The organism is Sanguibacter sp. Z6_81, assembly GCF_057180625.1.
Genome location: NZ_JBXUFV010000004.1, coordinates 223787 through 250234, shown reverse-complemented (window position 1 = coordinate 250234; position 26448 = coordinate 223787). Strand labels below are relative to the sequence as shown.

The following is a 26448-nucleotide window of genomic DNA, read 5'->3' as shown; positions in this document are numbered from 1 at the left end:
GACGTGCCCTGACGGCCCCGGTGCACTCTATCCGCAGGGCGCCGTCGAGGACCACGTCCGACTCAGCCGAGGCACTCCACCGCTGGCTCCGCCGACACCCGGCCGCTGCGGACGATGACGACCTCGAAGCACACCGCGTCGACCCCGAACGTGTTGACGGAGGCGGTGAGCGCGGTCGTCTGACGCAACGGGATCTCGGAGGGCTCGTCGGCGGCAGCGTCCTCGCCCGTGCGGGAGCGGTAGGCGTAGAAGTCGCCGTCCTGCGGGTCGGGGTTCACCCAGGTGAACACCGCGAGGCTGTTGGTCTCGGCGACGGCCAGCTCCGCAGGTGCGGGCACCTCGGAGTCCGGGAGGCGCGGACCACGCAGCGCGTCGTAGAGGAGGAACCCGCCGCCGGCCCCCAGCCCCACCGCGAGGACCGCGAGGATGCCCGCCGGAGTCATGATCCATCGTCTGCGGGGGTGCGGTCGGTCGGTGCGGCTCCGGTACCCCGTCGCTCCTGTCGTTCCCGTCGGGCCGCCGTACGGCTGCCCCGCCAACGACACACTGCTGGTCGTGGACGCCGGGCCGGACATGGACGTCGAGAGGTAGCCCGACGACGTGCCGGACTGCGACATGCTGGACTGCGACGCGGAGTCCGACCACGCGTGGCCTGCGCCTGCCGTGACGTACGGGAGACCGCGCAACGATCCATAGCTGCTGTGGCTCTGGCTGAGGCTGCTGGCCACCCCGTCAGGGAGCCCGGAGGTGGTCATCGGGCGCGCTGGCGCGCTGCTGTGGGTGACTCCGTACGCGGGGTGCACCCGGTCGCTCGCCAGCCGCATGCGGGTTCCACCGTCGACGTCGTCGTCGTCCGCGACCGCCTCGACGACGGGGCCGGAGCCCGCGGGGTCCTCGAGGATGTCGATCGGGGTCGTCGCGAGGTTGAGCTCGATCTGCACCTGCTGCAGGGCCCGCCCGAGGTCGAGCATCGTCGGGTAGCGCATCGCCGGGTCCTTGGCCATCGCGACCTCGAGCACACGCTCGAGCGACGCGGGCACGTCCCCGCGACCGATCGGCGGCACCGGCGCCGTGGTGATCCGCTCGATGAGCGCGCGCTGGTTGTTCGTCCCTCCCACGACCTCGAACGGCGACCGGCCCGCGAGCAACGTGTAGACCGTCGCGGCCAGCGACCACACGTCGCTCGTCGTGCCGCTGCGCGGCTCCGCGGCAAGGTTCTCGGGGGGTGACCACGGGACGGACATCCCGTCCGCCCCGGCCTCGCTCTGCTCGATGGTCGCCGAGATGCCGAAGTCGGTGAGCGCCGGGTGGCCGTAGTCGGTGACGAGGATGTTCGCCGGCTTGATGTCGCGGTGGACGATGCCGGACCGGTGAGCGGTCTCCACCGCCCCGGCGATCTGCACGCCGATGCGCAGCGCCTCCGCGATGCCGAGACGCTCCTTCTTGTACCGCGCAGAGAGGTTCGGGCGCGAGCAGTACTCCATCGCGAGGAACAGCCGACCGTCGGCAGTGACGTCGCTGTCGAAGATCGTGACGATCGACGGATGGCTCGAGACCGCCGCCATGAGGTCGGCCTCGGCCGCGAAAGCCTCCCGTGTGACACCGTCGGACCACTGCGGCAGGAGCACCTTGACCGCCACGAGACGCCGGGGCCGGTGCTGCTGGTAGAGGAAGACGTCGGCGAACCCGCCCGACCCGATGACCCGCTTGTACTCGTACCCCTCGATCTGCGGGGGGACGGACGGCGGACGGCGGGATCTCATGCCATGCCCTCGAAGGTGAGCAGGACGCCGTCGCCCAGGTCGACGACGTCGCCCGCGGCGACGAGTGTCGGCTCGTGCGGGTGCAGCCGGCGCGGCGACTGCCCGTCCCGCAGGAGCGTCGTCCCGTTGACCGTGTTGAGGTCGACGACGAGCACGTGCCATCCCTCGAGGCGCACCTCGATGTGCGAGCGCGAGACGTCCTGGCTCGGGCTGACGACCGTGACGAGACGTGGTGCGTCGGCCCCCGTCGCGGCGCTCTGCGCCTGCGGGAAGCGGCCGACGACGACGGGCTGGACCAGATCGACGACCTCGCCGTGCGCGAAGGTGATCCGACCGAGCGACGGCCGCTCGACGAGCTGGGCGTTGGGGCTCAGTCCTCCCCCGCACTGCAGGCACGTCATCCGCACCGGCGGGTTGGCGTGGCCGAAGTAGCAGGAGCGCGCGAGGATCTGCGGGCCCGGCGGTCGGGGGGTCGGCGAGCTGCTGGCCGACGGGGCCGGGCCCTCGCCAGGCCCGCCGGACGTGGCCTGCGGCCCCACGGCCTGGGGGCCGGTCGGGTTCGGCGCCCCGGACGGCCCGGGTCCGGGGTACCCCGGACCCGCCCCGGGCTGCGGCGGCGCGTACGGGGACGGCGCGACGGGCGCTGGCGCGTACGGTGCGGGCGCGAAGGGCACGGGCGGGGTCGGTGCAGCAGAGAGATCCGCGGTCCCGCTCGGAGCCCCCCACGCCACCGGCGCACCGCAGGGAGGTGGTGCGCTCGGGGCGATGCCGTACCCGACCACCGGTGTCATGCCGGTCGTGGCAGGGAGTGTCGCAGTGCTGGACGGTGGCGGCGGCGGGACCGGGGGCAAGGGGCGGGCCACGCTGGCCGTGTCCGCGGTGATGGACGCGGGCTTCACGACCGACGCCGCACCAGGCGAGAACACGGTGCTGTCGTCCAGGTCGTCGTCCGCGTCCCCACCGTCCGTGTCCGCACCGTCCTCGTCGCGGTGGTCCTCGGGGCCCGGTTCGTGCTCGCCGGCCGCACCGTCGACGAGGTCGTCGAGGACCTCGTCGTCCACCGGATCCTCGTCCGTCGTGCGCCACTCGTCCGGGTAGGCGGCGAGGGTCCGGCCGAACTCGAGCTCAGCGCGCTGGGCCTCGTCGAGCTCCGGTGCCTGGGCCGGTGCGCTGACAGAACGCAACGCCGCGCGTGTCAGGGGACGTTCCTGCTCGGCGACGCTGCCCGGTCCGTCAGCAGCCGGCTGGGCGTCGGACGGTGTGTCCGCAGCATCGGGTCGGGACTCAGGCAGGGGATCGAGTGACGGCACACCCGGGAGCTCCGAGACGTGGGCGACGGGCTCGGCGGACTCCTCGTCAGGCAGCGCCTGCGCATCGGACCCGGGAACAGCAGGCACGTGCTCGGTGTGTGCGGGCGCGACCGGCGCCTGCGCCGGGACAGGCTCGGGCGCAGCGTCCGTGAGGACAGGGTCGACGGGCCCCGGCTCCGCGGGTCCAGGCTCCGCGGGTCCAGGCTCTCCGGGTCCAGGCTCCACGGGCGCAGCCTCCACGGGCGCAGCCTCGTCCAGTCGAGGCTCGACCTCGGGTCCGGGCTCCGCAGGGGCGGACCCGTCGGCCGCCAGCTCCGCGTGCGCGCCATCGGTCTCCTCCGCCTCGACACCGGCCTCCTCCGGGGTGAGCAGCTCGCCCGTGATGCTGCCGGCAGAGCCCCCCTCGCCCGCGGTCTCGGTCAGAGGCGCGGTCGCGGTAGCGGTCACAGGCGCGGTCGCGGTCGCGGTCGCGGTCGCGGACCACGTGAGCACGCTCACGGGCACGACCGCGTCGGACACCGGCAGCGCACCGTCGATCGGGTTCGGGCCTTCGGCATCGACCGCGCGGACGGACAGCTCGTGCACACCCGTCTCGCGCTTCTCGACCCAGGTGGTCACGTCTCGTCCGACGACGTCCTGCACGGCACCCTCGGTGCTCACCGACACGGCCAGCGCCCCCCGTGCCGCGACGTGCACCGCGCCGTCGGCGACGACAGCGACGACGAACGACGGCAAGGCGCGCCACGTCGGATCGAGCACGGTCGTCACCGCGTCGAGGACGGCCGCCATCCCCGCGTCCGGTCCGAGGTGCGCGAGCTGCTCATGCAGCCGGACCGCACGCTGGCCACCTACGGACGACTCGACCACGACCACGAACCCCGGCCGCACCAGTGCGAAGTCGGGACCGGGCACGTAGCGGAACGGCATCTGAACCTCATCCATGTGTCATGCGTCGTGGCTCGCCCGCACCACGCGGGCGTCTGCTGCAGGGTCGGGCGCTGGAGCGGCACGGCTCCCGTGCGACGGTAGCCTACGCCGACAGGACCGAACCCCGACGGTGCCGCGACGCGTCGGCGAGGGCGACCGGCCCGACGTCGACGACGACGACGGTGATGTTGTCCCGCCCGCCCGCGAGCAGGGCGTAGTTCACGAGCTGGTCGGCGGCCAGCTGGGGGTGCGGCTGTGAGCGCAGCACGCTGGCGATGCGGTCCGGCGTGAGCTCCTCGGTCAGACCGTCCGAACAGATGAGCAGGCGGTCGCCCGGCACCATCGGCACGTACCAGCAGTCGGGCTCGGGTGCGACGAGCCCGCCGAGGGCGCGGGTGATGACGTGCCGGCGCACGTACGTGCGCGCCTCCTCCGGGCTCACCGAACCGGAATCGACGAGCTCCTGGACGAGCGAGTGGTCGTGGGTGACCTGCTGGAGGTCACCGTCCCCGAACCGGTACGTCCGCGAGTCACCGACGTTGGTCACGAGCCAGGCGGGCGCGCCCTCGTGCTGGACGACGACCGCTCCGGACAACGTCGTCCCCGCCCCCTTGCCCGGCGCGGTCGTGATGCGGGAGACCGCCCGGTGCGCATCGAGGACCGCGGAGCGCACGTCCTCCGGGGTCGTGTCCGTGGACTCACCCAGCTCGCAGAGGATCGCGACCGCCGTCGCGCTCGCCCGCGCTCCGGCCTCGTGGCCACCCATGCCGTCGGCGACGAAGTAGACCCCGCGCGCCGCATGGAAGGAGTCTTCGTTGCTGCCGCGGCGGCGTCCCGCGTGGGTGGTGGCTCCCCACCGCAGGGTGCTGGTGGCGGTCTGTATGCTCACGTGCCCACCACCCCGCTCCTGACTCGGACCTGTCCGAGGGCTCCTGCCCGACCGGTGCGGACGAGACGCAGACGGTGCACCTGAGGCGCACCCTGGGGTGCACCTGACGTCCGACCCTGGAACTCGACGGTATGCCCATGCCACCGTCGATGCGATGGGGACAACTCCCCAGGGGGATGGTGCCGCGGCGTGCCGCTCGGCTCAGGCCGTGCGGTCGACGAGCGCCTCGGCGAAGGACACGAGCGCGTCCTTGACCGGGCCGGACGGCAGCGGCGTGAGCTCGGCGACAGCGTCGTTCGCCCAGGCCACGGCCTGCGCGCGGGTCTCGGCGACGACGGGGTGCACCCGCAGTGCCGCAACAGCGCGCGCGAGGTCCTCGTCGGAGGAGAGGTCGCCGTCGAGCATCGCCAGGATCGCGAGGTCAGCCGGGTCGGGCGAGCCGCCGTCGGCCGCGATCTTGGTCCGCAGGAGGAGGCCGGGCATCGTCGGGACACCCTCGCGCAGGTCCGTCCCCGGCGTCTTGCCGGTCGTGACGCCGTCGGAGGTGAGGTCGATCACGTCGTCGGCCAGCTGGAACGCCACGCCGAGCTTCTCCCCGAAGTTGCCGACGACCTCGACGACCTCGGGTCGGCATCCCGCGAAGCGCGCACCGAAGCGGGCGGACGTCGCGAGCAGCGACGCCGTCTTGTCGGAGAGCACCTGGAGGTAGTGCAGGACCGGGTCGTCCTGGTCCGTCGGACCGACGGTCTCGTGGAGCTGGCCCAGGCACAGCCGCTCGAACGTCTCGGCCTGCAGCCGCACCGCCTCCGGTCCGAGACCCGCGACGGTGCGGGAGGCACGGGCGAAGAGCAGGTCACCTGTGAGGATCGCCACAGAGTTCCCCCACACCTCGTGCGCAGCGGGGGCACCGCGCCGCAACGGCGCGGAGTCCATGACGTCGTCGTGGTACAGCGTCGCGAGGTGGGTGAGCTCGACCACGACGGCGGCGTCGAGCACCTCGGGACGGCCCGGGTCCCCGAGCTCGGCCGTGAGCAGGGTGAGCAACGGACGCAGCCGCTTGCCACCGGCGTTGACGAGGTGGCGTGATGCGGTGTCAGCGAGCTCGTCGACGTTCGTCACGGAGTCCCGCAGACGCTCCTCGACGAGCGCGAGGCGGCTCGTCAACCTCTCGGCCAGGTCCGGGTCGGGCAGCGGCAGCCCGATCGTCGAAGTAGTCACACGTAGAACTTAGCCGGTGGCGCCGCGGAACCTGGCACGGGCGTGTCGTGCCCCTGCCAGGTTCCGTCGGTCAGCCCAGTCCGGTGACCCGCGCCACGAGGTCCAGGACGGGCGAGGGGAACACTCCGAGCACGATGACGGCTGCCGCGGTGACGGCCACGACGACGGCCGTGTAGCCCTCCGACGCGACGACCGTCACCTCCCGGGTGCCGGACGCGACGAGGACCGAGGACCGCGCTGCGGCGCCCCCGGGGTCAGCCTGGGCGGCGGTGGCGCCCGCCACGTCGCCGACGCCGTCCGAGCCGGTGGTGAGGCCGTCCTCGGCCGCGTCGTCACGCGCCGGCTCCTGCGGAGACGTGAAGAACATGATGACAATGACGCGGATGTAGAAGAACACCGCCACTGCCGAGGCGAGGACACCGACGACGGCGAGCACGGTCGCGCTGCCCAGGATCGAGTTCCCCTCCACCGCGGCGCCGAACACGGAGAACTTCGCGATGAAGCCGCCGGTGAGCGGGATCCCCGCGAAAGACAGCAGGAAGATGGCGAAGGCTCCTGCGAGCCACGGGCGACGCCGTCCGAGCCCTGCCCACTGACCGAGGTGCGTGGCCTCACCGAGGATCTCTCCACCCGGCCCGACCTCACGGACGAGCGTCACCACGGCGAACGCCCCGACGGTCGTCAGCCCGTAGACGAGCAGGTAGAACAGCACGCCCCGCAGACCTGTCGAGTTGAAACCCAGCACACCGACGAGGAGGAACCCTGCGTGCGCGATGGACGAGTACCCCAGCATCCGCTTCATGTCCGTCTGGGTGGCGCCGACGACGGTCCCGACGACCATGGTCGCGATCGCGACGACCCACAGCGCGGCCTCGACGGCCTCGACCATGGTCACCGTCCCGAGGAACGCGCTCGAATAGAGGATGCGCATGAGCGCACCGAAGGCCGCGATCTTCGTGCATGCCGCCATGAAGCCGGTCACCGGCGTCGGAGCGCCCTGGTAGACGTCGGGCGTCCAGGCCTGGAAGGGCACGGCGCCGACCTTGAACAGCAGCCCGGAGAGCACGAGCAGCATCCCGACGAGCCACAGCAGCTCCCAGCCGTCCGGGACGGTCCCGTCAGCGACGAGCACGGCCATCTGACCGATGCCCTCGAACGTCACCGATCCCGAGTACCCGTACAGGAGCGCGGTGCCGAAGAGGAACAGCGCTGACGCGAAGGACCCGAGGACGAAGTACTTGAACGACGCCTCCTGCGACAGCAGGCGCCGGCGCCGCGCCATCCCGGACAGCACGTACAGCGGGAGCGAGAGCACCTCGAGGGCGATGAACATCGTCACGAGGTCGCCCGCGACAGGGAAGATGAGCATCCCGCCGACGGCGAACAGCAGCAGGGGGTAGACCTCCGTCTGCTCGATCCCCTTGCGGCGTGCGAGGTCCTCGTACTCCGACCCGGGCACCGCCGCGGCACTGGGCGCGAAGGCGTCCTGCTTCGCGCCGGTCCGGTCGGCCACGACGAGGATCGCGACGAACGCGACGAGCGCGATGATCGCCTGGAACAGCAGCCCCGGTCCGTCGATGGTCAACGCGCCCCCGAGCACGACGACGAGCTCGGAGCTCCCGTCGCCGAACCAGCTCGCGCCCTGCCAGACGAGGACACCGAACGCCGCGGCCACGGCCACGAGCGCGAGGACGACCTGGATGCCCCGTCGTCGCCCGGAGGGCAGGAACGCCTCGAGGAGGACCCCGACGACGCCGGCGCCGAAGACGACGAGGAGCGGCGCGAGCGCACTCCACTGCACCTCTGGCGCGACGAACACGCCCTGCGCGGCTGCGGCGATCATGACTCGCTCCCCTCGGTGGTGGCGGTGGTACCGGTGGCGGTGCGCTCGGCCTGCGGGTCGCTCACCCCGACGTCGACGAGCGTCTGCTCGGCGGGTGCGTCGACGAGGTCGAGCGCGGGACCGGGGACGAACCCGAGGACGAGCAGCGCGGCCACGAGCGGCACCGTCACCCACGTTTCACGAGCACTGAGGTCACGCGTCTCGGCGAGCTCCGGCCTGACGGGTCCGGTGAACACCCGCTGGTAGGTGAGGAGCACGTACAGGGCCGCGAGGATGACACCGAGCGCTGCGACGACGGCCGCTGGCTCGTTGCGGCCGTAGGTGCCGACGAGCACCATGATCTCGGAGACGAAGGTCGACAGGCCGGGCAGCGCCAAGGCGGAGAGCCCGGCGACGAGGAACACGCCGGCGAGCACCGGGGTGACCTTCTGCAGCCCGCCGAAGCCCGCGATCTCTCGGGACCGCCCGGACGGCGAACGGACGACGAGGAACCCGGCGACGAGGAACAGCAGCCCCGTCGAGATGCCGTGGTTGACCATGTAGAAGGACGCTCCGGCGACGCTCACCTGGGTGAACGCGAAGATGCCGAGCACGATGAACCCGAAGTGGGACACCGACGTGTACGCGATGAGCCGCATGAGGTCGTTCTGGCCGAGCGCCAGGAGGGCCCCGTAGAGGATCGACACGACCGCGAGGACGATGATCACCGGTGCCGCCCAGCGGGACGCCTCCGGGAACAGCGGCAGGCACAGCGTGAGCATGCCGAACGTCCCGACCTTGTCGAGCACGCCCACGAGGAGCACCGACGTGCCCGCGGGTGCGTGCTCCGCGGCGTCCGGCAACCAGGTGTGCACCGGGAAGAGCGGAGCCTTGATGGCGAAGGCGAGGAAGAAGCCGAGGAACATGAGCCGCTCGGCGTTCTGCCCGAGGTCGAGCCCCGTGAGGTTCTCGGTGAGGAACCCCTGCTCCCCGCCGGGTCCGGCCACGTAGAGCGCGATGACGGCGACGAGCATGACGAGGCCGCCGGCGAGCGAGAAGATGAGGAACTTGATGGCCGCGTACCGCCGGCGTGCACCGTCCCCGAACGCCCCGATCATGAAGTACACCGGGATGAGCATCGCCTCGAAGACGACGTAGAACAGGAAGACGTCCCGCGCGGCGAACACGACGACCATGAAGGTCTCGAGGACGAGGACGAGAGCGAGGTAGTGCCGCGCACCGGCGGCGGACTGCTCGCGCCACGCCGCCGCGACGACCAGCGGGACGAGCAGCACGCTCAGTGCGACGAGCAGGAGAGCGACACCGTCGACACCGACGGCGTAGCTCACCCCGAGCTGCGGGATCCAGGCGTACGTCTCGGTGAGCTGGTGCTCCCCCGCACGGGAGACGTCGAAGGCGCCGAACGCTGCGACGAGCAGCAGGAGCTCGCCGAGCGCGACGGTGAGCGCGACCGGGCGGGCGAGCCGCACGGACCGGGCAGGCAGGGCCCACAGCACGAGCGCGCCGACGAGCGGCCACGCAGCGAGGAGCGTGAGCCACGGGATGTTCGGGTCGATGGTCATGGCAGCCGTCCTCTCAGTTCCACACGGTCAGGACGACGATGACGAGCACACCGAACCCCGCGAGCATCATCGCGGCGTAGGACCGCACGTAGCCGTTCTGCATCCGCCGCACACCTGCGCCGAGGAGACCGAGCACGTGCGCGAGGCCCATGAAAGCCCCGTCGACCACGCGCTTGTCCCCGTACACGAGCGACCGCGTGAGGTACTGCCCGGGGCGCATGAGGACGTTCTCGTTGACAGTGTCCTGGTAGAGGTCCTGACGGGCCGCCCGGGTGAGCACCGAGCCACGGGGTGCGACGAGCGGCACCGCCGACGCGGCGTACTGCCGCCACGCGAGGAACACCCCGACGGCGACGAGCAGCACGGTCGCGCCCATGATCACGGGGATCGGGAGCACGGGATCGTGGTGCTCCACGTGCCCGGTGACGGGCTCGAGCCACGTCGTGAACGTGCCACCGACCATGAGCAGGCCACCGAGGGCGACCGATCCGACCGCGAGCACCATCATCGGGACGGTCATGAGGCGGGGCGACTCGTGCGGGTGCCGCACGGGCAGCTCGTCGTCGGACAGCGCGCTCGTCCAGCGCGGGTCGCCGTGGAACGTCATGAAGAACAGGCGGGACATGTAGAACGCCGTGAGACCGGCGCCGAGGAGCGCCACGCTGCCGAACACCCACGGCTGCCAGCCCTGGCCGCCGTCGGTCGCGAACGCCGACTCGATGATCTTGTCCTTGCTCCAGAACCCGGACAGGCCGGGGAAGCCGATGATCGCGAGCCAGCCGGCCGCGAAGGTGAGCCACGTGACCTTCATGAACGCTGACAGCCCGCCGTAGCGGCGCATGTTCACGTCGTCGTCCATGGCGTGCATGACGGACCCTGCACCGAGGAACATGCCGGCCTTGAAGAACCCGTGCGTGACGAGGTGGAAGATCGCGAAGGCGTAGCCGATGGGCCCGAGCCCCGCCGCGAGCATCATGTAGCCGATCTGGGACATCGTGGAGGCCGCCAGGGCCTTCTTGATGTCGTCCTTGGCGCAGCCGACGACCGCACCGAACAGGAGCGTCACCGCACCGACGATCGCTGTGACGAGCAGCGCTGTGGGGGCCTGCGTGAAGATCGGCCCCGAGCGCACGACGAGGTACACGCCAGCGGTGACCATCGTCGCCGCGTGGATGAGGGCAGACACCGGTGTCGGGCCCGCCATCGCGTCACCCAGCCACGACTGGAGGGGGAACTGCGCGCTCTTGCCGCACGCGGCGACGAGCAGCGTCAACCCGATCGCGGTGAGCACGGCCGTGTCGGCGTCCCCCGCGAGCACGGTGTCGAAGTCCACCGCGCCGAACGTCGCGAACATGAGCATGAGCGCGACGATCATGCCGACGTCGGCGACGCGGTTGACGATGAACGCCTTCTTCGCGGCGGTCGCGTTCGCGGGCGTGTGGTTCCAGAACCCGATGAGCAGGTACGAGGCGAGACCCACGCCCTCCCAGCCGACGAACAGCAGGAGGTAGGAGTCGGCGAGCACGAGCAGCAGCATCGCCGCGACGAAGAGGTTGAGGTACGCGAAGAACCGCCGGCGGTCGGCGTCGTGCTCCATGTAGGCCACGGAGTAGACGTGGATGAGCGTGCCGACGAACGTCACGAGGAGGACGAACGTCATGCTCAGCGGGTCGACCCGCAGCCCGGCGTCGACCTCGAGGGCCCCCGCGTGGATCCACTCGGCCAGGTGGACGTCGACCACCCTGTCGTGCGCGTCGAGCCCGAGCAGCGCGAGGAGGACGAGGACGCCGACGACGAAGCTCGCCGCCGAGGCACAGACGCCGAGCCAGTGACCCCAACGGTCGGAGCGTCGACCTGCGAGGAGCAGGACGGCTGCGCTGACCAGGGGGATGGCGACCAGCAGCCAGGCAGCATCGATCAAGGACGTGTCCACCGCGACCGCCTCAGTTCTTCAGCAGGCTGGCGTCGTCGACCGACGCGGACCTGCGGGTTCGGAAGATGGACAGGATGATCGCGAGCCCGACGACGACCTCGGCAGCGGCGACGACCATGACGAAGAACGCCACGACCTGACCGGTGAGGTCCCCGTGCATCCGCGCGAACGTGACGAACGCGAGGTTCGACGCGTTGAGCATGAGCTCGATCCCCATGAAGACGATGATCGCGTTGCGCCGCAGGAGCACCGTCGCGGCGCCGATCGAGAAGAGGATCGCTGCGAGGACGAGATAGTTGCTGAGGTCCATGTCAGCTGTCCTCCTCGGTGGTGCGTGCGGGGGGGATGCTCGGCGGGGCGTCGTCGTCGGGCCCGGCGACCTGCGACGTGCCGGGCACGGGGCGCTCCTGCCCCCGCACGCGCAGCACGCGGGAGACGGAGGACTCGATGGGCCGGCCCTGGGGGTCGAGCGCCGGAACGTCCATGGCGTTGTGCTGGGCGTAGACGCCCGGCGCGGGCAGCGGGGTCAGGCTCTCGCCCGCGGAGACCCGCGCGGCTGCCATCTCCTTCTGCCCGACGCGCTCGGTGAGTCGCTGCTTGTGCGTGAGGGTCAGCGCGGCGAGCGCCGCGGTGACGAGGAGGACGCCGACGACCTCGAGGTTGAACACGAAGTCGGCGAAGAGGATCCGGGCGAGCGCGACCGGGTTGGTCTCCTCGTTGGCGACCTCGAGGCCGATGCCCTCGGGGAAGGCGACCCGCAGGAGGACACCGACGAGGACCGCGCCGAGCCCGAGGCCGAGGAGCCAGCCGACGACCCGCTGCCCCCGGATGGTCTCGACGAGCGAGTCCGAGGCGTCGACACCGACGAGCATGATGACGAAGAGGAAGAGCATCATCACCGCCCCGGTGTACACGACCACCTGGACGATCCCGAGGAACGGGGCCTCCTGCGCGACGTAGAGGACCGCGAGGCTGACCATGACGAACACGACGCACAGGGTGGCGTGCACGGCCTTGCGGGCGAACACGAGGCCGAGCGCGGCGAGGACCATGAGGGGCGCGAGGCACCAGAAGAGGATCGCCTCGCCCTGGCTCGCCATCAGCGCACCGTCCCTGCGGTGCCGGCGGCCGCGGCGCGCGCGGAGGCGAGGGTCGGGTCGTCTGCCCGGCGCTCCGCCACCCAGTCCACCTGTTCCGTGACCGGGTGGGTGACCTCGCCGCGGTAGTAGTCCGTGTCCTCGGTGCCCGGGACCATGGGGTGCGGGGCTGCGAGCATGCCCTCGCGCACCGGTGCCAGGAGGTCCTCCTTCTCCCAGATGAGCCCCGCGCGCGTCGGACCGGCGAGCTCGTACTCGTTGGTCATCGTCAGGGCGCGGGTCGGGCACGCCTCGATGCACAGCCCGCAGAAGATGCACCGCAGGTAGTTGATCTGGTAGACGCGGCCGTACCGCTCGCCGGGCGACATGTGCGCACCCTCGGGGAGGTCGGCGTTGTCGGCGCCCTCCACGTAGATCGCGTCCGCGGGGCACGCCCAGGCGCACAGCTCGCAGCCGATGCACTTCTCGAGACCGTCGGCGTACCGGTTGAGCTGGTGCCGCCCGTGGTACCGGGGCTTGGTGGGCACCTTCTCGAACGGGTACTGCTCCGTCACGGTCGGCCGGAACATCGAGGAGAGCGTCACGCCGAACCCGGCGACGGGCGCGAGCATCTCGCGGATCCCGGTCGCCGGTTCGATGAGCGGCTCATAGGGCTTCGGGTCGTCACTCATCGTCGGCCTCCTTGTCGGTCGTGGGGTGCGCGGCACCGATCGCGGCGCGCGCCCGGCGCTCGGCGCGGGGCGACGGCGGGAGCTTCTGCCCAGGCAGCGGTGGGACGGGGTACCCGCCGGCGAACGCGTCGAACGGCGCGTCACGCGGGTCGGCCTTCGGCTCCTCCTCACGCTTGTCGGGCAGGACCTGCAGGACGATGAGCGCCACAGCGGCGACGACGAAGATCGCCAGGGCGGTCGTGCGCATGTCCATGCCCTCGAAGTCGCGCAGACCGCGGATGACAGCGACGCACACGATCCAGCCGAGCGCGGCCGGGATGAGGACCTTCCAGCCGAACTTCATGAACTGGTCGTAGCGCAACCGCAGGACCGTGCCGCGGACCCACACGAAGAGGAACATGAAGCCCCACATCTTCACGAGGAACCACAGGATCGGCCACCAGCCCTCGTTGAACATGCCGTCGTTGACGGCCGAGATCGGCCACGGGGCTCGCCAGCCGCCGAGGAACAGGGTCGTGGCGACGGCCGAGACGTTGATCATGTTGATGTACTCGGCGAGGAAGAACCACGCGAACTTCATCGACGAGTACTCCGTCATGTACCCGGACACGAGCTCGCCCTCGGCCTCGGGGAGGTCGAACGGCAACCGGTTGGTCTCGCCGATCATCGAGATGATGTAGATGACGAAGGCGGGCAGCAGGGGTATCGCGAGCCAGTAGTCGGTCTGGTAGTCGACGATCTCGCCCGTGGACATCGAGCCCACCATGAGGAACACGCTCACGAGGGACAGCCCCATCGCGAGCTCGTAGCTGATGACCTGGGCGGTGGACCGCACCGAGCCGAGCAACGGGTAGACGGACCCGGAGGACCAGCCACCGAGGACGATCCCGTACACGCCCAGCGACGCGCACGCGAGGATGTAGAGCACCGCGACCGGGAAGTCGGTGAGCTGCGCCGGCGTCGTGATGTCGGTGAACGGGATCCTCACCTCGGGCCCGAGCGGGATGACGGCGAACGTCAGCAGCGAGCAGAACACCGCGATCATCGGCGCGAGGATGTAGACGAACTTGTCCGCCGCCTTGACGGTGATGTCCTCCTTGAGCAGGAGCTTCATCGCGTCGGCCAACGACTGCAGGAGACCGAAGGGCCCGTGCACGTTGGGTCCGGGGCGCACCTGCATGCGGGCGACGACCTTGCGCTCGAACCAGATGGCGATGAGCACGCTGGTGAGCAGGAACACGATGATGAGCACGGCCTTGACGATGTACGTCCAGATCGTGTCGTTCGAGAAGTCGGCCATCACGCGCCCTGCCCTTCGACGACTGTGGCGGGCGCGCTGGGGACAGCGGCCCGGGCGATGCGGACGAGCGAGCCTGGCGCGGCGGCGAGCGACTGGTGGACCCGTGAGCCCGGTGAGGACAGCGGCACCCACACGACGTGGTCGGGCATCACCGTGATGACCACCGGAAGGGTGATGCTCCCCTGCGCCGTCGCGACGGACAGGAGGTCCCCGTCCCGCACCGGGCCACCGGCGACACCCGCCGCGGTGGCGGCGGAGATGCGGGCGACCGGACGCTTGGCGGTCCCGGCGAGGAACACCTCGCCGTCCTGGAGGCGGCCCGCGTCGAGCAGCATGTGCCAGGACGCGAGGACGGCGTGGCCGGGTGCCACGGTGGGCGGTTCGAGGGCCTCGACGTCCGGGGCGGGCGTCCGGGTGCCGTCCCAGGCACCGAGCTGCTCGATCTCCCGGCGTACCTCCTCGAGCGTCCCGGTACCCAGCCGGACGCCGAGGGCGCCGGCGAGGGCGTCGAGGACGCGGTGGTCGGCGAGGGCGCTGGAGTCGAGGGTCTTGGGGAACGGCCTCAGGCGTCCCTCCCAGTTCCAGTACGCCCCGGCCTTCTCGGCGGGCGGCGCGACGGGCAGCACGACGTCGGCGAGCGCCGTGACGTCGCTCGCCCGGACCTCGAGGGACACGACCACGTCGGCGACCTCGAGGGCAGCGCGCGCCCCGACCGGGTCGGGCAGGTCGGCGAGCTCGAGCCCTCCGACGACGACCCCGCGCAGCTCACCGGCGGACAGCGCCGCCAGGATCCCGGCGGTGTCTCTCCCGGGGGCTGCCGGGAGAGACCCGGTGCCCCATGCGGTGGCGACGTCGACGCGGGCAGCGGCGTCGGCCACGGGGCGCCCACCAGGCAGGAGGCCGGGCAGGGCGCCGGCCTCGACCGCACCCCGCTCCCCGGCACGCCGGGGCACCCAGGCGAGGCGCGCACCGGTCGACGCCGCGAGGCGCAACGCGGCGGAGTAGCCTCCCGGCACCCCGGCGAGCCGCTCCCCGACGAGGACGACGGCGCGCCCGGGCTCAGCGTCGGCGAGCGCGGACCGGACCTCGGACAGCTCGCTGCCGGAGGTGATCGCATCCATCACCTCGGCCTCGGTGCCTGGTGCTGCGGGCACGAGGGTCCCGCCGTGCTCGCCGAGCCGCGCGAGCCCGGCAGAGGCGAACGGCGCGATGCTCAGTGCACGCAGCCCACCGGCGAGCGCAGCCTTGCGCAGCCGGAGGAAGACGACACCGGCCTCCTCCTCGGGCTCGAGTGCCACGAGGAGCACCACGGAGGCGCGCTCGAGGTCCGCGAACGTCACGCCGAGACCCGTCCCGGCGACGGCATGGGCGAGGAACGCCTCCTCCTCGGTGGAGTGGACGCGGGCGCGGTGGTCGACGTCGTTGGTCGCGAGCGCGACGCGGGCGAACTTGCCGTAGGCGTAGGCGTCCTCGACCGTGAGCCGGCCACCTGCGAGCACGCCGACGCCGCCACGGGAGTGCCGGTCCGGGGCCGCCGCCGAGCGGAGACCCGCGACGGCGACGTCGAGCGCCTCGGCCCAGCTCGCGGGCCGCAGCTCGCCACGGAAGCCGTCGGCGCCACGCTCGCGGATCATCGGGGTCGTGATGCGGTCGGGCGCGGACTGCCACGCGAAGGCGAAGCGGTCCTTGTCGGTGATCCACTCCTCGTTGACCGTCGGGTCGTCGCCGGCGAGACGACGCATGACGCGCCCACGCCGGTGGTCGATCCGGATGGCGGAGCCGGAGGAGTCGTGCTCGGCCACGGACGGGGTCGAGACGAGGTCGAACGGCCGCGAGCGGAACCGGTACGCCGCGTTCGTCAGGGCCCCCACGGGGCAGATCTGCACGGTGTTGCCCGAGAAGTAGGACGCGAAGGGTGCTCCGGACTCGTCCGGCTCGGCGGTGCCCACGGGGGCGTCGATGCCGGACTGCGCAGGGCCGTCCGCGTAGGTGTCGGAGACGAGGACCGGGTCGGGAGCGCCGGTCGGGTGGTGTTCCCCGACGCTCACGCCCGACACGTCCATCGACCCGCGGTCGTCGGCGAAGCCGAGCACCTCCGGGTCGAACCGGCCGATCTGCTGCATCGCGCCGCGCTTCTGCAGGTCGATGAAGGCGTCACCGGCGATCTGCTTCGAGAACCGGGTGCACCGCTGGCACAGGACGCAGCGCTCACGGTCGAGGAGGATCTCGGTCGAGATCGCGATGGGCTTGGGAAAGGTGCGCTTGACCTCGAGGAACCTGCTCGTCGCCCGCCCGTTGCTCATCGCCTGGTTCTGCAACGGGCACTCCCCGCCCTTGTCGCACACCGGGCAGTCGAGGGGGTGGTTGATGAGGAGCATCTCCATGATGCCCTTCTGCGCCTTGTCCGCCACGGCGGAGGCGTGCTGGGTCTGCACGACCATCCCGGGCGTGGCCTGCAGGGTGCACGACGCCTGGGGCTTGGGCATGGGCCGCACGTTGCCCTCACGGTCCGGCGCCGCGACCTCGACGAGACACTGGCGGCACGCGCCAGCAGGCTCGAGGAGCGGGTGGTCGCAGAACCTGGGGATCTGGATGCCCAGGTCTTCCGCTGCCCGGATGACGAGGGTGCCCTTCGGGACGGACGTCTCGATCCCGTCGATGGTGAAGGTGACGCGGTCGCCCTGCTCGCCAGTCATCAGTGACCTCCTGCGGGAGCGAGCGCGCCGGAGCGTGCACGCTGGGTGGGGGTGTACTCGAAGAGCGCGGAACGCTCGGGCGGGAACAGCTCGCTCGCGGGCGTGTGCATGCCGGCCTCGAACTCCTCGCGGAAATACTGGATCGCGGAGGTGATGCAGCTCGTGGCGCCGTCGCCCAACGCACAGAACGCGCGCCCGAGGATGTTGTCGCACGTGTCCAGCAGCGTGTCGATGTCGTCCTTGGTGCCCTGGCCCGCCTCGATGCGGCGCAGCACCTGCTTGAGCCAGTACGTGCCCTCGCGGCACGGCGTGCACTTGCCGCAGGACTCGTGCGCGTAGAACTCGGTCCACCGCGTCACGGCGCGCACGACCGACGTCGTCTCGTCGAAGATCTGCAGCGCTCGCGTGCCGAGCATCGACCCCGCGGCCGACACCGACTCGTAGTCGAGGGGGATGTCCAGGTGCTCCGCGGTGAAGATCGGGGTGGACGACCCGCCGGGGGTCCAGAACTTCAGCTCGCGTCCGCCGCGCACCCCGCCCGCCATCTCGAGCAGCTCCCGCAGGGTGATGCCGAGCGGGGCCTCGTACTGACCCGGGCGGGTCACGTGCCCCGAGAGCGAGAAGAGCCCGTGCCCCGACGAGCGCTCCGTCCCCATCGAGGTGAACCAGTCGGCGCCCCGGGCCACGATGAGCGGCACGGACGCGACGGACTCGACGTTGTTGACGACCGTCGGGCGGGCGTACAGGCCCGCGACGGCCGGGAACGGCGGCTTCAGCCGCGGCTGCCCGCGCAGCCCCTCGAGGGAGTCCAGCAGCGCCGTCTCCTCCCCGCAGATGTACGCGCCGGCACCGGCGTGCACCGTGATGTCGAGGTCGAAACCGGAGCCCTGGATGTTCGTGCCGAGGTACCCCGCCGCGTAGGCCTCCTCGACCGCCTTGAGCAGGCGCCGGTAGACGTGCAGCACCTCGCCGCGCACGTAGATGAACGCGTGGTTGCACCCGATGGCGTAGGACGTGATGATCGCGCCCTCGATGAGGAACTGGGGGGTGGCCATCATGAGCGGGATGTCCTTGCAGGTCCCCGGCTCGGACTCGTCGGCGTTGACGACGAGGTAGCGCGGCCCGCCGTCGGGCGCGGGCAGGAAGCCCCACTTCATGCCGGTGGGGAAGCCCGCTCCCCCACGGCCGCGCAGGCCGGACGCCTTGACGGTCGCCACGACGTCGGCGGGCGACTGCGCCAGCGCAGCTCGCAGACCCTCGTAGCCGCCGTTGGCGAGGTAGGTCTCGAGCGTCCACGACTGGTCAGCATCCCAGAACGCGCTGATGACGGGGCTGAGCTGAGTACTCACTTCGTGCCCTCCGGGGAAGAGTCAGGCTCTGCTGCGTTGTCGACCGGTCCTTCGTCGACCTTGGAGGTGCTCGTCGTGGTGTCCGGCGAGCTGTCCGCGGGCGTCGTCGTCGGACGCTGTGCGCTCGACCGGTCCTCGCCGGTCCCCGGCTCGGCGGCGTTGGTGCTCGTCCGGTCGGACCGCTGCTGGCCGTCCGCCCGGGCCTGGGTGTCCGGCTGCACGTCAGGGTCCGCCGCGCCGTCGGGCGTCCCCCAGCCGCGCTCGCGCGCGAGACGCGTCCCGGCTGTCGTCGGCTCGCCCGCCCCCGTGCCTTCGTCCGCGCGGCCGTCGGGGAACCCGGCGAGGACGCGTGACATGGCCTTGAACGAGCAGACCGACGAGGCTCCACGGGTGGGTGCGACGTCCTTGCCGGCGCGCAGGTCGTCGACGACCGCGGTCGCGCTGGACGGCGTCTGGCCGTCGAAGAACTCCCAGTTGACCATCATGACGGGCGCGTAGTCGCAGGCCGCGTTGCACTCGATCCGCTCGAGCGTGACGGCGCCGTCCTCCGTCGTCTCGTCGTGGCCGATGCCGAGGTGCTCGGAGAGCTCGTCGAAGATCTCGTCGCCGCCCATGATCGCGCACAGCGTGTTGGTGCACACACCGACGGTGTACGTCCCGTTCGGGCGGCGCTTGTACATGGAGTAGAAGGTCGCCACCGCCGAGACCTCGGCCGGGGTGAGGGACAGCATCTCGGCGCAGAACACGATCCCGTTGCGGGAGACGTACCCGTCCTGCGACTGCACGAGGTGGAGCATCGGCAGCAGCGCCGAGCGCGCCTGCGGGTACCGCGCCATGATCTCGCGCGAGTCGGCCGCGAGGCGCTCGTACGTCTGCGCGTCGTAGCCGCTCGCGCGGCCGGCCGGCTGCGCGCCGGCTCCTGGTGCCTGGACGGTCATCGGTCCACCCCTCCGAGAACTGGGTCGAGCGAGGCGACGGCGACGACGACGTCGGCCACCTGCCCGCCCTCGCACATGAGTGACACGGCCTGCAGGTTGTTGAACGAGGGATCCCGGAAGTGCGCGCGGTACGGCCGCGTCCCACCGTCGGACACGAGGTGCACCCCGAGCTGGCCCCGAGGGGCCTCGACGCTCTGGAACACCTGGCCGACGGGCACCCGGAAGCCCTCGGTGACGAGCTTGAAGTGGTGGATCAGGGCCTCCATCGAGGTGCCCATGATCTCCTTGATGTGGTCGAGGGAGTTGCCCATGCCGTCCGTCCCGATGGCCAGCTGCGCGGGCCAGGCGATCTTGCGGTCCGCGACCATGACAGGCTGCCCCGCGGTCGCCTCGAGCCGCTCGATGCACTGCTGGGCGATGCGCAGGGACTGGTAGCACTCCTCCACCCGCAGCACCACGCGGGAGTAGGCGTCGGCGTCCGTGGACGTGGGGATGTCGAAGTCGTACGTCTCGTAGCCGCAGTAGGGGTCCGCCTTGCGGACGTCGTACGGCAGGCCCGCCGAGCGCAGCACCGGCCCCGTGATGCCGAGCGCCATGCACGCCGCGAGGTCGAGGTGACCCACGCCGATGAGGCGGGACTTGAAGATCGGGTTGGCGAGCATGAGGTCCGTGAGCTGCTTGAGGTACTTGCGCACCTCGACCTCGACGCGGCGGAACTCCTGGGCGAGACCCGCCGGGACGTCCTGCGGGACACCTCCGGGCCGGATGAACGCGTGGTTCATCCGCAGTCCGGTGATCATCTCGAAGATCCGCAGGATCTCCTCGCGAGCAGTGAACGCGACCGTCATCACGGTCGTCGCGCCCATCTCGTTGCCGCCTGTCCCCAGGCACACGAGGTGGCTGGCGACCCGGTTGAGCTCCATGAGCAGCACCCGGATGACCTGCGCGCGCTCCGGGACGTCGTCCGCGACCCCCAGCAGCCGTTCGACGCCGAGGCTGTACCCCGTCTCCTGGAAGAAGGGCGCCAGGTAGTCCATGCGCGTGCAGAAGGTCGGACCCTGCGTCCAGGTCCGGAACTCCATGTTCTTCTCGATGCCGGTGTGCAGGTAGCCAATGCCGCACCGCGCCTCGGTGACCGTCTCGCCGTCGATCTCGAGCATGAGGCGCAGCACGCCGTGCGTCGACGGGTGCTGCGGACCCATGTTGACGACGATCCGCTCCTCGCCGAGCTCTGCGGCCTCGGCCGCGATGTCGTCCCAGTCCCCGCCCGAGGCCTCGAACGTCCGGACGCCCTCGTCGGAGACGGGCGGCCGGGTGGCCCGCGGCTGCGGTCCCGCTGTGCTCGTGGCGCTCATGAGTACGACCTCCTCTGGTCCGCGGGGGGCACGGTCGCGCCCTTGTACTCCACGGGGATCCCGCCGAGCGGGTAGTCCTTGCGCTGGGGGTGCCCGGGCCAGTCGTCGGGCATCTCGATGCGTGCGAGCGCGGGGTGCCCGTCGAAGACGATGCCGAAGAAGTCCCAGGTCTCGCGCTCGTGCCAGTCGTGCGTCGGGTAGACGACGGTGGTCGACGGGATGTGCGGGTCGGCGTCGGGCACCGCGACCTCGAGCCGCAGCTGACGCCCGTGCGTCACGGAGATGAGGTGGTACACGGCGTGCAGCTCGCGGCCGGTCTCGTGGGGGTAGTGCACGCCGGAGACACCCATGCTCAGCTCGAACCGCAGGTCCTGGTCGTCGCGCAGCGCACGGCACACGGCGACGAGGTGCTCACGCCGCACGTGCAGCGTGAGCTGCGAGTGCCCGGAGCCGTGCGGCGGGTCCACGAGGACGGACTCGACCGCGTCGGAGAACGGCACGCCCGCCTCGTCGAGGACCTCGGCGAGGACGTCCACCGCCTCGTCGTACCAGCCGCCGTAGGGACGCGGGCTCGCGTGCGGCATCGCGACCTGCCGGGTGAGGCCCCCGTACCCGGAGGTGTCACCCGTGCCGTGCACACCGAACATGCCCGTGCGCACGTCGACGACCTCGAGGGGCGCACCGCTGAACATGCCGGGCGCGGTCTCCCCGGGCGCCGCCATGGCGTCGCGCTGCGCCGCCGCTCCGCTGTCGCCGCGCACGTCGCCGCCGGGCGTGACGTCGCTGCCCGGGCCGTCCGGGCCGCGGGACCCGGAGATGTCCGTCGTGTCGTCGCTCACCGCAGCAGGCCCTTCATCTCGTGGGTGGGGGTCGCCTCGAGGGCGGCCGCCTCGACGGCACGGGCGGCCTCGCGGCGGTTGACGCCGAGCGGCTCGGCCTGGATCTGCTTGTGCAGCTCGAGGATCGCGTTGATGAGCATCTCCGGGCGCGGCGGGCAGCCCGGGAGGTAGATGTCGACGGGGACGATGTGGTCGACGCCCTGGACGATCGCGTAGTTGTTGAACATGCCGCCGCTCGAGGCGCACACGCCCATCGACAGCACCCACTTGGGCTCGGCCATCTGGTCGTAGACCTGGCGCACGACGGGAGCCATCTTCTGGCTCACGCGACCGGCGACGATCATGAGGTCGGCCTGGCGCGGCGAGGCGCGGAACACCTCCATGCCGAAGCGCGAGAGGTCGAACCGGCTCGCACCGGCGGCCATCATCTCGATGGCGCAGCAGGCCAGGCCGAACGTCACCGGCCAGAGCGAGCCCTTGCGGAAGTAGCCGGCGAGGTCCTCGACCGTGGTGAGGAGGAATCCCGAGGGAGCTTCTTCGATCCCCATGGTTCAGACCCTTTCGTCGCGCGGCGTGGTGGGCGGAGCTGTCCGGTCGGCCTTCACGGGGCGTGTCATACCCACTCGAACCCACCCCGCCGCCACTCGTAGATGAAGGGCACGGTGATGAGCGCGAGGAACGCGAGCATCGCGACGAGCCCGAACGTGGCGAGGGTCGCGAAGTCGACCGCCCACGGGTAGAGGAAGACGACCTCGATGTCGAAGATGATGAACGTCATCGCCACGAGGTAGTACTTGATCGGGAACCGGCCGCCGCCCACCGCGTGCGGTGTCGGCTCGATGCCGCACTCGTACGCGTCGAGCTTGGCACGGTTGTAGCGCTTGGGGCCGATGACCGCGCTCGCGGCGACGCCGCCGAGAGCGAGGACGAGAGCGATCCCCATGAGGACCAGCAGGGGTACGTACGGATTGCTCATGCTGATGGCACCACCCTGGACAGGCCCGCGATGACACGGTCGACGACGTCGCCACCGTGGGGCTCGTAGCAGTCGGACAAGAGCTTGACGACGAACTTCATGATGAGCGGCCGCGGCAGGCCGTACCGCGTGCACAGCCGCATGATCTCGGGGTGCTCGATGAGCCGGACGAAGTACCGGCCGAGCGTGTAGTACCCACCCAGGTCCCGGCGCATGATCTCGGGGTACGTCGCCAGCGTGCGCTCGCGGGCCGCATCCGTGGTGCGTGCGCGCGCCTGCGCGAGGACGTCCGCCGCCTCCCGGCCGGCCTGCATCGCGTACGCGATGCCCTCGCCGTTGAAGGGGCTGACCATGCCGCCGGCATCCCCGACGAGCATGAGCCCGCGCGTGTACAGCGGCTTGCGGTTGAAGCCCATCGGCAGGGCGGCGCCGCGGACGGGACCGAGCTGGTTCTCCGGCGTGAAGCCCCATTCCTTCGGTGCGTTGGCCATCCACCGGGCGAACAGGTCCTTGTAGTCGATCCGGCTGGCTGCCGACGTCGAGGAGACGGACCCGAGCCCGACGTTCACGGTGCCGTCGCCGAGCGCGAAGATCCACCCGTAGCCGGGCAGCAGGCGGGACTTGCCGGGGACGCCGTCCCAGAGCTCGAGCTGGGACTCCATCCACGGGTCGTCGTGGCGGGGGCTGGTGAAGTAGGTGCGGACGGCCACGCCCATCGGCCGGTTGGCTGCCTTCTCGATGCCGAGCGAGACGGCCATGCGTGCCGAGACACCGTCCGCCGCGATGACGACGGGTGCACGGTAGGTGACCTCTTCGCCCGCCCGGCGGCCGGAGTCGTCCACGGGACGAGCGGTCACGCCGACGACGCGGCCGGTGCGCTCGTCGAGCACCGGACCGGTGACGTTGGTGCGCTCCATGAGCTTCGCGCCAGAGGCGCGGGCGTGCTCGGCGAGGGTCTGGTCGAGATTCATCCGTGAGCGCGCGAGCCCGTACGAGGGGTAGGCCCGGAGCTCGGGCCACGGGAACTCGAAGGACCGTCCGCCGGCGACGGCACGCAGGCCGACGTTGCGGATCCAGCCGTCCTCGGCGCGCGTCGGCACACCCATCCGGACGAGCTCGCTCACGGCACGTGGGGTGAGCCCGTCGCCGCAGATCTTGTCGCGCGGGAAGGCCGACTTCTCGAGCAGGAGGACGTCGAGACCTGCGGCGGCGCAGTAGTGGGCCGCGGTTGCTCCCGCAGGCCCGGCGCCCACGACGATGACGTCCGCATCGTCGGTGCCGTTCAGTCCCATGTCCCCGCCCATCCGTCCCGCAACGTTGCGTCCGACTTTGTGAACCGCGTCACAACCGTCGGTGCCACTCTAGTCACGTCCGCCGCCGGTGTCTGCTAAGGCAGACCTTGGTTGACGCGCCACGGCCCCGAGGACCGCCTCCCGGCACCTCCGAGCGGGTGAAACGTTTACGCTCCCGCGCCGGGGACACATCGGGGCTAACGTCTCGCACAGGCCCGGACCGGACACACCGGCGCGTCTCCCCGACGCGGCGACGGGCCGCCGGGCCGCCTCCGTCCCGTCGTCCTGACGGGACCCTGCCGAACGGAGAACTCATGCGAAACCTCACGCGGAACGCGGCCCTGGCGGCCGCGAGCGCGCTCGTCCTCGCGGGACTGGGCAGCATCGGCGCGACGGCCACCGCGGCCGAGGGCTGTCGCGTCGACTACGCGACGCCCAGCCAGTGGGGCGGGCAGTTCCAGGCGGACGTCGTCGTGACCAACCTCGGATCCCCGGTGACCTCGTGGGAGGTCACCTGGTCCTTCCCCGCCGGGCAGCGGGTGCTCCAGGCGTGGGGCGCGACGGCGACGGCCTCCGGGGCCACCGCGTCGTTCTCGAACGCGTCCTACAACGGGTCCCTCGGTACCGGCGCCTCCGCGGGCTTCGGCTTCATCGGGTCGTGGCAGGGCTCGAACCCGGCGCCGACCTCGATCGAGCTCAACGGGGTCCCGTGCACCGGCACGGTCGTCGCCCCGGACCCGGACCCGGATCCCGACCCCACCCCGGACCCCACGCCAGACCCGGTCGACCCGCCGGCGAGCGCGACGGGGACCCTCTACGTCGACACCGCCACCCAGGCCGCCCGAGCCGCTGCGGCTGCGAGCGGTGAGACGAAGGTGCTGCTCAACAAGATCGCCCAGACGCCCCAGGCGTACTGGGTCGGCAGCTGGACCGACGCGCAGACCGCGAAGCAGCAGGTCACGGACTACACCGGCCGAGCCGTCGGTGCCGGCGCGATCCCCGTGCTCGTCGTGTACGCGATCCCCGGCCGCGACTGTGGCAGCTACTCGGGCGGCGGGGTCGCCACGAGCGAGTACGCGGCGTGGATCGACACCATCGCCTCCGGCATCCAGGGCGAGCCGTGGGTGATCCTCGAGCCCGACGCTCTCGCACAGCTCGGTGACTGCGAGGGCCAGGGAGACCGGGTGGGATACCTGAGGTACGCCGCGCAGAAGCTGACCGAGGCCGGCGCCCACGTCTACATCGACGCAGGGCACTCCGGCTGGCTCACCGCCGACGAGGCAGCCGAGCGCCTGCAGCAGATCGGGTTCGAGTACGCCGAGGGCTTCGCGCTCAACACCTCGAACTACCAGACCACCGCAGCGTCCACGGCCTACGGGGAAGCCGTGTCGAGCCGGCTCGGAGGAGTGCCGTACGTCATCGACACCTCGCGCAACGGCAACGGCTCCAACGGTGAGTGGTGCAACCCCCGCGGCCGGGCTCTCGGCGAGCGCCCCCGGCTCGTCGACGACAGCACCAACCTCGCCGCCCTCCTGTGGGTCAAGCTGCCCGGCGAGAGCGACGGATCCTGCAACGGCGGACCGGCCGCCGGTCAGTGGTGGCAGGAGATCGCTGTCGAGATGGCCCGCAACGCCAGCTGGTGAGGTCGGGGGTGCCGTCCGGTCGACCCGGGCGGCACCCCGGCCTCCGGTCCGCGCCCGTGCCCGTGCCGGGACCGGACGCGCAGCGACACGCTGCCGTCAGGCCGGACGCACGCCCCGGTGCAGGGCGACGATCCCGCCCGAGAGGTTGCGGAAGCCCACGCGACCCCAGCCCGCACCCACCATGAGCCTGCCGAGGGCTTCCTGGTCGGGCCACTCACGGATGGACTCCGCGAGGTACTCGTAGGAGCCGGCGTCCTTCGTCACGACGCCGGCCACCTTCGGCAGCGCACGCATGAGGTACTCGGTGTACACGCGGCGGAACGGCTCCCACGTCGGCTGGGAGAACTCGCAGATGACGATCCGCCCGCCGGGCCGCACCACCCGGAGCATCTCGGTGAGCGCCCCGGTGGTGTCGACGACGTTGCGCAGCCCGAACGAGATCGTCACGGCGTCGAACGACGCGTCCGCGAACGGCAGGCGCGTCGCGTCACCTGCGGTGAACGGCAGGTCCGGGCGACGCTCCTTGCCGACAGCGAGCATCCCGAACGAGAAGTCGCACGGCACGACGTGGGCGCCCGCGGCCGCGAACGGCTCGCTGGAGGTCCCGGTGCCCGCCGCGAGGTCGAGGACCTTCTCGCCGCGACGCGCTCCCACGGCTGCCACGGTGGCGCGGCGCCAGCGACGGTCCTGCCCGAGCGAGATGAGGTCGTTGGTGAGGTCGTAGCGGGCGGCGATGCTGTCGAACATCGAGGCGACCTCGGCGGGCTTCTTGTCCAGGCTGGCGCGTGACATGCGTCCATGCTCTCATCGTTGCCGACCGCTCCGCGGCGGTCGGTCGTCGGTCGTA

21 protein-coding genes are annotated in these 26448 nt (G+C 71.3%); 1 reads left to right on the top strand and 20 read right to left on the bottom strand.

What is annotated here, in order from left to right; genetic code table 11:
• Positions 1–62: 62 nt before the first annotated feature.
• The 19 genes from AC2AXK_RS12070 to AC2AXK_RS11980 form a co-directional block, all read right to left on the bottom strand.
• Positions 63–1763: a serine/threonine-protein kinase gene (locus AC2AXK_RS12070; RefSeq protein WP_484345623.1), complete on the bottom strand. Its 1701-nt coding sequence runs from the start codon at positions 1761–1763 to the stop codon at positions 63–65.
• Positions 1760–4015, bottom strand: coding sequence for an FHA domain-containing protein (locus AC2AXK_RS12065; protein WP_484345622.1), 2256 nt, complete (start codon positions 4013–4015; stop codon positions 1760–1762). The genes AC2AXK_RS12070 and AC2AXK_RS12065 overlap by 4 nt, the downstream gene beginning before the upstream one ends.
• 88 nt (positions 4016–4103) lie before the next feature.
• Positions 4104–4889 carry a PP2C family protein-serine/threonine phosphatase gene (locus AC2AXK_RS12060; RefSeq protein ID WP_484345621.1) on the bottom strand — a complete coding sequence of 262 codons (786 nt, stop codon included), beginning with the start codon at positions 4887–4889 and terminating at the stop codon, positions 4104–4106.
• Between the two features lie 201 nt (positions 4890–5090).
• Positions 5091–6107: a polyprenyl synthetase family protein gene (locus AC2AXK_RS12055; RefSeq protein ID WP_484345620.1), complete on the bottom strand. Its 1017-nt coding sequence runs from the start codon at positions 6105–6107 to the stop codon at positions 5091–5093.
• A gap of 70 nt (positions 6108–6177) precedes the next feature.
• Positions 6178–7950, bottom strand: coding sequence for an NADH-quinone oxidoreductase subunit NuoN (nuoN, locus tag AC2AXK_RS12050; RefSeq protein WP_484345619.1), 1773 nt, complete (start codon positions 7948–7950; stop codon positions 6178–6180).
• Positions 7947–9512, bottom strand: a complete 1566-nt coding sequence (locus AC2AXK_RS12045) for an NADH-quinone oxidoreductase subunit M (RefSeq protein WP_484345618.1) — start codon at positions 9510–9512, stop codon at positions 7947–7949. The genes nuoN and AC2AXK_RS12045 overlap by 4 nt, the downstream gene beginning before the upstream one ends.
• A 13-nt stretch (positions 9513–9525) precedes the next feature.
• Positions 9526–11445, bottom strand: coding sequence for an NADH-quinone oxidoreductase subunit L (gene nuoL / locus AC2AXK_RS12040; protein WP_484345617.1), 1920 nt, complete (start codon positions 11443–11445; stop codon positions 9526–9528).
• Positions 11446–11455: 10 nt separating this feature from the next.
• Positions 11456–11755: an NADH-quinone oxidoreductase subunit NuoK gene (nuoK, locus tag AC2AXK_RS12035; protein WP_484345616.1), complete on the bottom strand. Its 300-nt coding sequence runs from the start codon at positions 11753–11755 to the stop codon at positions 11456–11458.
• 1 nt (position 11756) lies between these two features.
• The gene (locus AC2AXK_RS12030) at positions 11757–12545 is read right to left on the bottom strand and encodes an NADH-quinone oxidoreductase subunit J (RefSeq protein ID WP_484345615.1); all 789 of its coding nucleotides are present in this window, start codon (positions 12543–12545) and stop codon (positions 11757–11759) included.
• Entirely contained in the window at positions 12545–13213 is a 669-nt protein-coding gene (nuoI, locus tag AC2AXK_RS12025) for an NADH-quinone oxidoreductase subunit NuoI (RefSeq protein WP_484345614.1), read from the bottom strand. Before nuoI ends, AC2AXK_RS12030 begins: the two co-directional genes overlap by 1 nt.
• Entirely contained in the window at positions 13206–14513 is a 1308-nt protein-coding gene (gene nuoH / locus AC2AXK_RS12020) for an NADH-quinone oxidoreductase subunit NuoH (RefSeq protein WP_484345613.1), read from the bottom strand. Before nuoH ends, nuoI begins: the two co-directional genes overlap by 8 nt.
• Positions 14513–17209: an NADH-quinone oxidoreductase subunit G gene (locus AC2AXK_RS12015; RefSeq protein WP_484345612.1), complete on the bottom strand. Its 2697-nt coding sequence runs from the start codon at positions 17207–17209 to the stop codon at positions 14513–14515. The genes nuoH and AC2AXK_RS12015 overlap by 1 nt, the downstream gene beginning before the upstream one ends.
• On the bottom strand, positions 17209–18558 hold the full coding sequence (gene nuoF, locus AC2AXK_RS12010) for an NADH-quinone oxidoreductase subunit NuoF (RefSeq protein WP_484345611.1): 1350 nt from the start codon (positions 18556–18558) through the stop codon (positions 17209–17211). Before nuoF ends, AC2AXK_RS12015 begins: the two co-directional genes overlap by 1 nt.
• Positions 18555–19496, bottom strand: a complete 942-nt coding sequence (nuoE, locus tag AC2AXK_RS12005) for an NADH-quinone oxidoreductase subunit NuoE (RefSeq protein ID WP_484345610.1) — start codon at positions 19494–19496, stop codon at positions 18555–18557. Before nuoE ends, nuoF begins: the two co-directional genes overlap by 4 nt.
• Positions 19493–20851, bottom strand: coding sequence for an NADH-quinone oxidoreductase subunit D (locus tag AC2AXK_RS12000; protein WP_484345609.1), 1359 nt, complete (start codon positions 20849–20851; stop codon positions 19493–19495). Before AC2AXK_RS12000 ends, nuoE begins: the two co-directional genes overlap by 4 nt.
• Complete coding sequence (locus AC2AXK_RS11995) at positions 20848–21573, bottom strand: NADH-quinone oxidoreductase subunit C (RefSeq protein ID WP_484345752.1); 726 nt, start codon at positions 21571–21573, stop codon at positions 20848–20850. The genes AC2AXK_RS12000 and AC2AXK_RS11995 overlap by 4 nt, the downstream gene beginning before the upstream one ends.
• 113 nt (positions 21574–21686) lie before the next feature.
• Positions 21687–22238 carry a NuoB/complex I 20 kDa subunit family protein gene (locus AC2AXK_RS11990; protein WP_484345608.1) on the bottom strand — a complete coding sequence of 184 codons (552 nt, stop codon included), beginning with the start codon at positions 22236–22238 and terminating at the stop codon, positions 21687–21689.
• A gap of 65 nt (positions 22239–22303) precedes the next feature.
• Positions 22304–22666 carry an NADH-quinone oxidoreductase subunit A gene (locus AC2AXK_RS11985; RefSeq protein ID WP_484345607.1) on the bottom strand — a complete coding sequence of 121 codons (363 nt, stop codon included), beginning with the start codon at positions 22664–22666 and terminating at the stop codon, positions 22304–22306.
• The gene (locus AC2AXK_RS11980; protein WP_484345606.1) at positions 22663–23958 is read right to left on the bottom strand and encodes a geranylgeranyl reductase family protein; all 1296 of its coding nucleotides are present in this window, start codon (positions 23956–23958) and stop codon (positions 22663–22665) included. Before AC2AXK_RS11980 ends, AC2AXK_RS11985 begins: the two co-directional genes overlap by 4 nt.
• A 314-nt stretch (positions 23959–24272) precedes the next feature.
• On the opposite strand from AC2AXK_RS11980, the gene AC2AXK_RS11975 reads away from it, so the two are divergent.
• Positions 24273–25601: a glycoside hydrolase family 6 protein gene (locus tag AC2AXK_RS11975; protein ID WP_484345605.1), complete on the top strand. Its 1329-nt coding sequence runs from the start codon at positions 24273–24275 to the stop codon at positions 25599–25601.
• 96 nt (positions 25602–25697) lie between these two features.
• Here the strand turns inward: AC2AXK_RS11975 and AC2AXK_RS11970 are convergent, their stop codons facing one another.
• A complete protein-coding gene (locus AC2AXK_RS11970; RefSeq protein WP_484345604.1) occupies positions 25698–26393 on the bottom strand; it encodes a demethylmenaquinone methyltransferase in 696 nt (231 codons plus the stop codon).
• Positions 26394–26448: the final 55 nt, after the last annotated feature.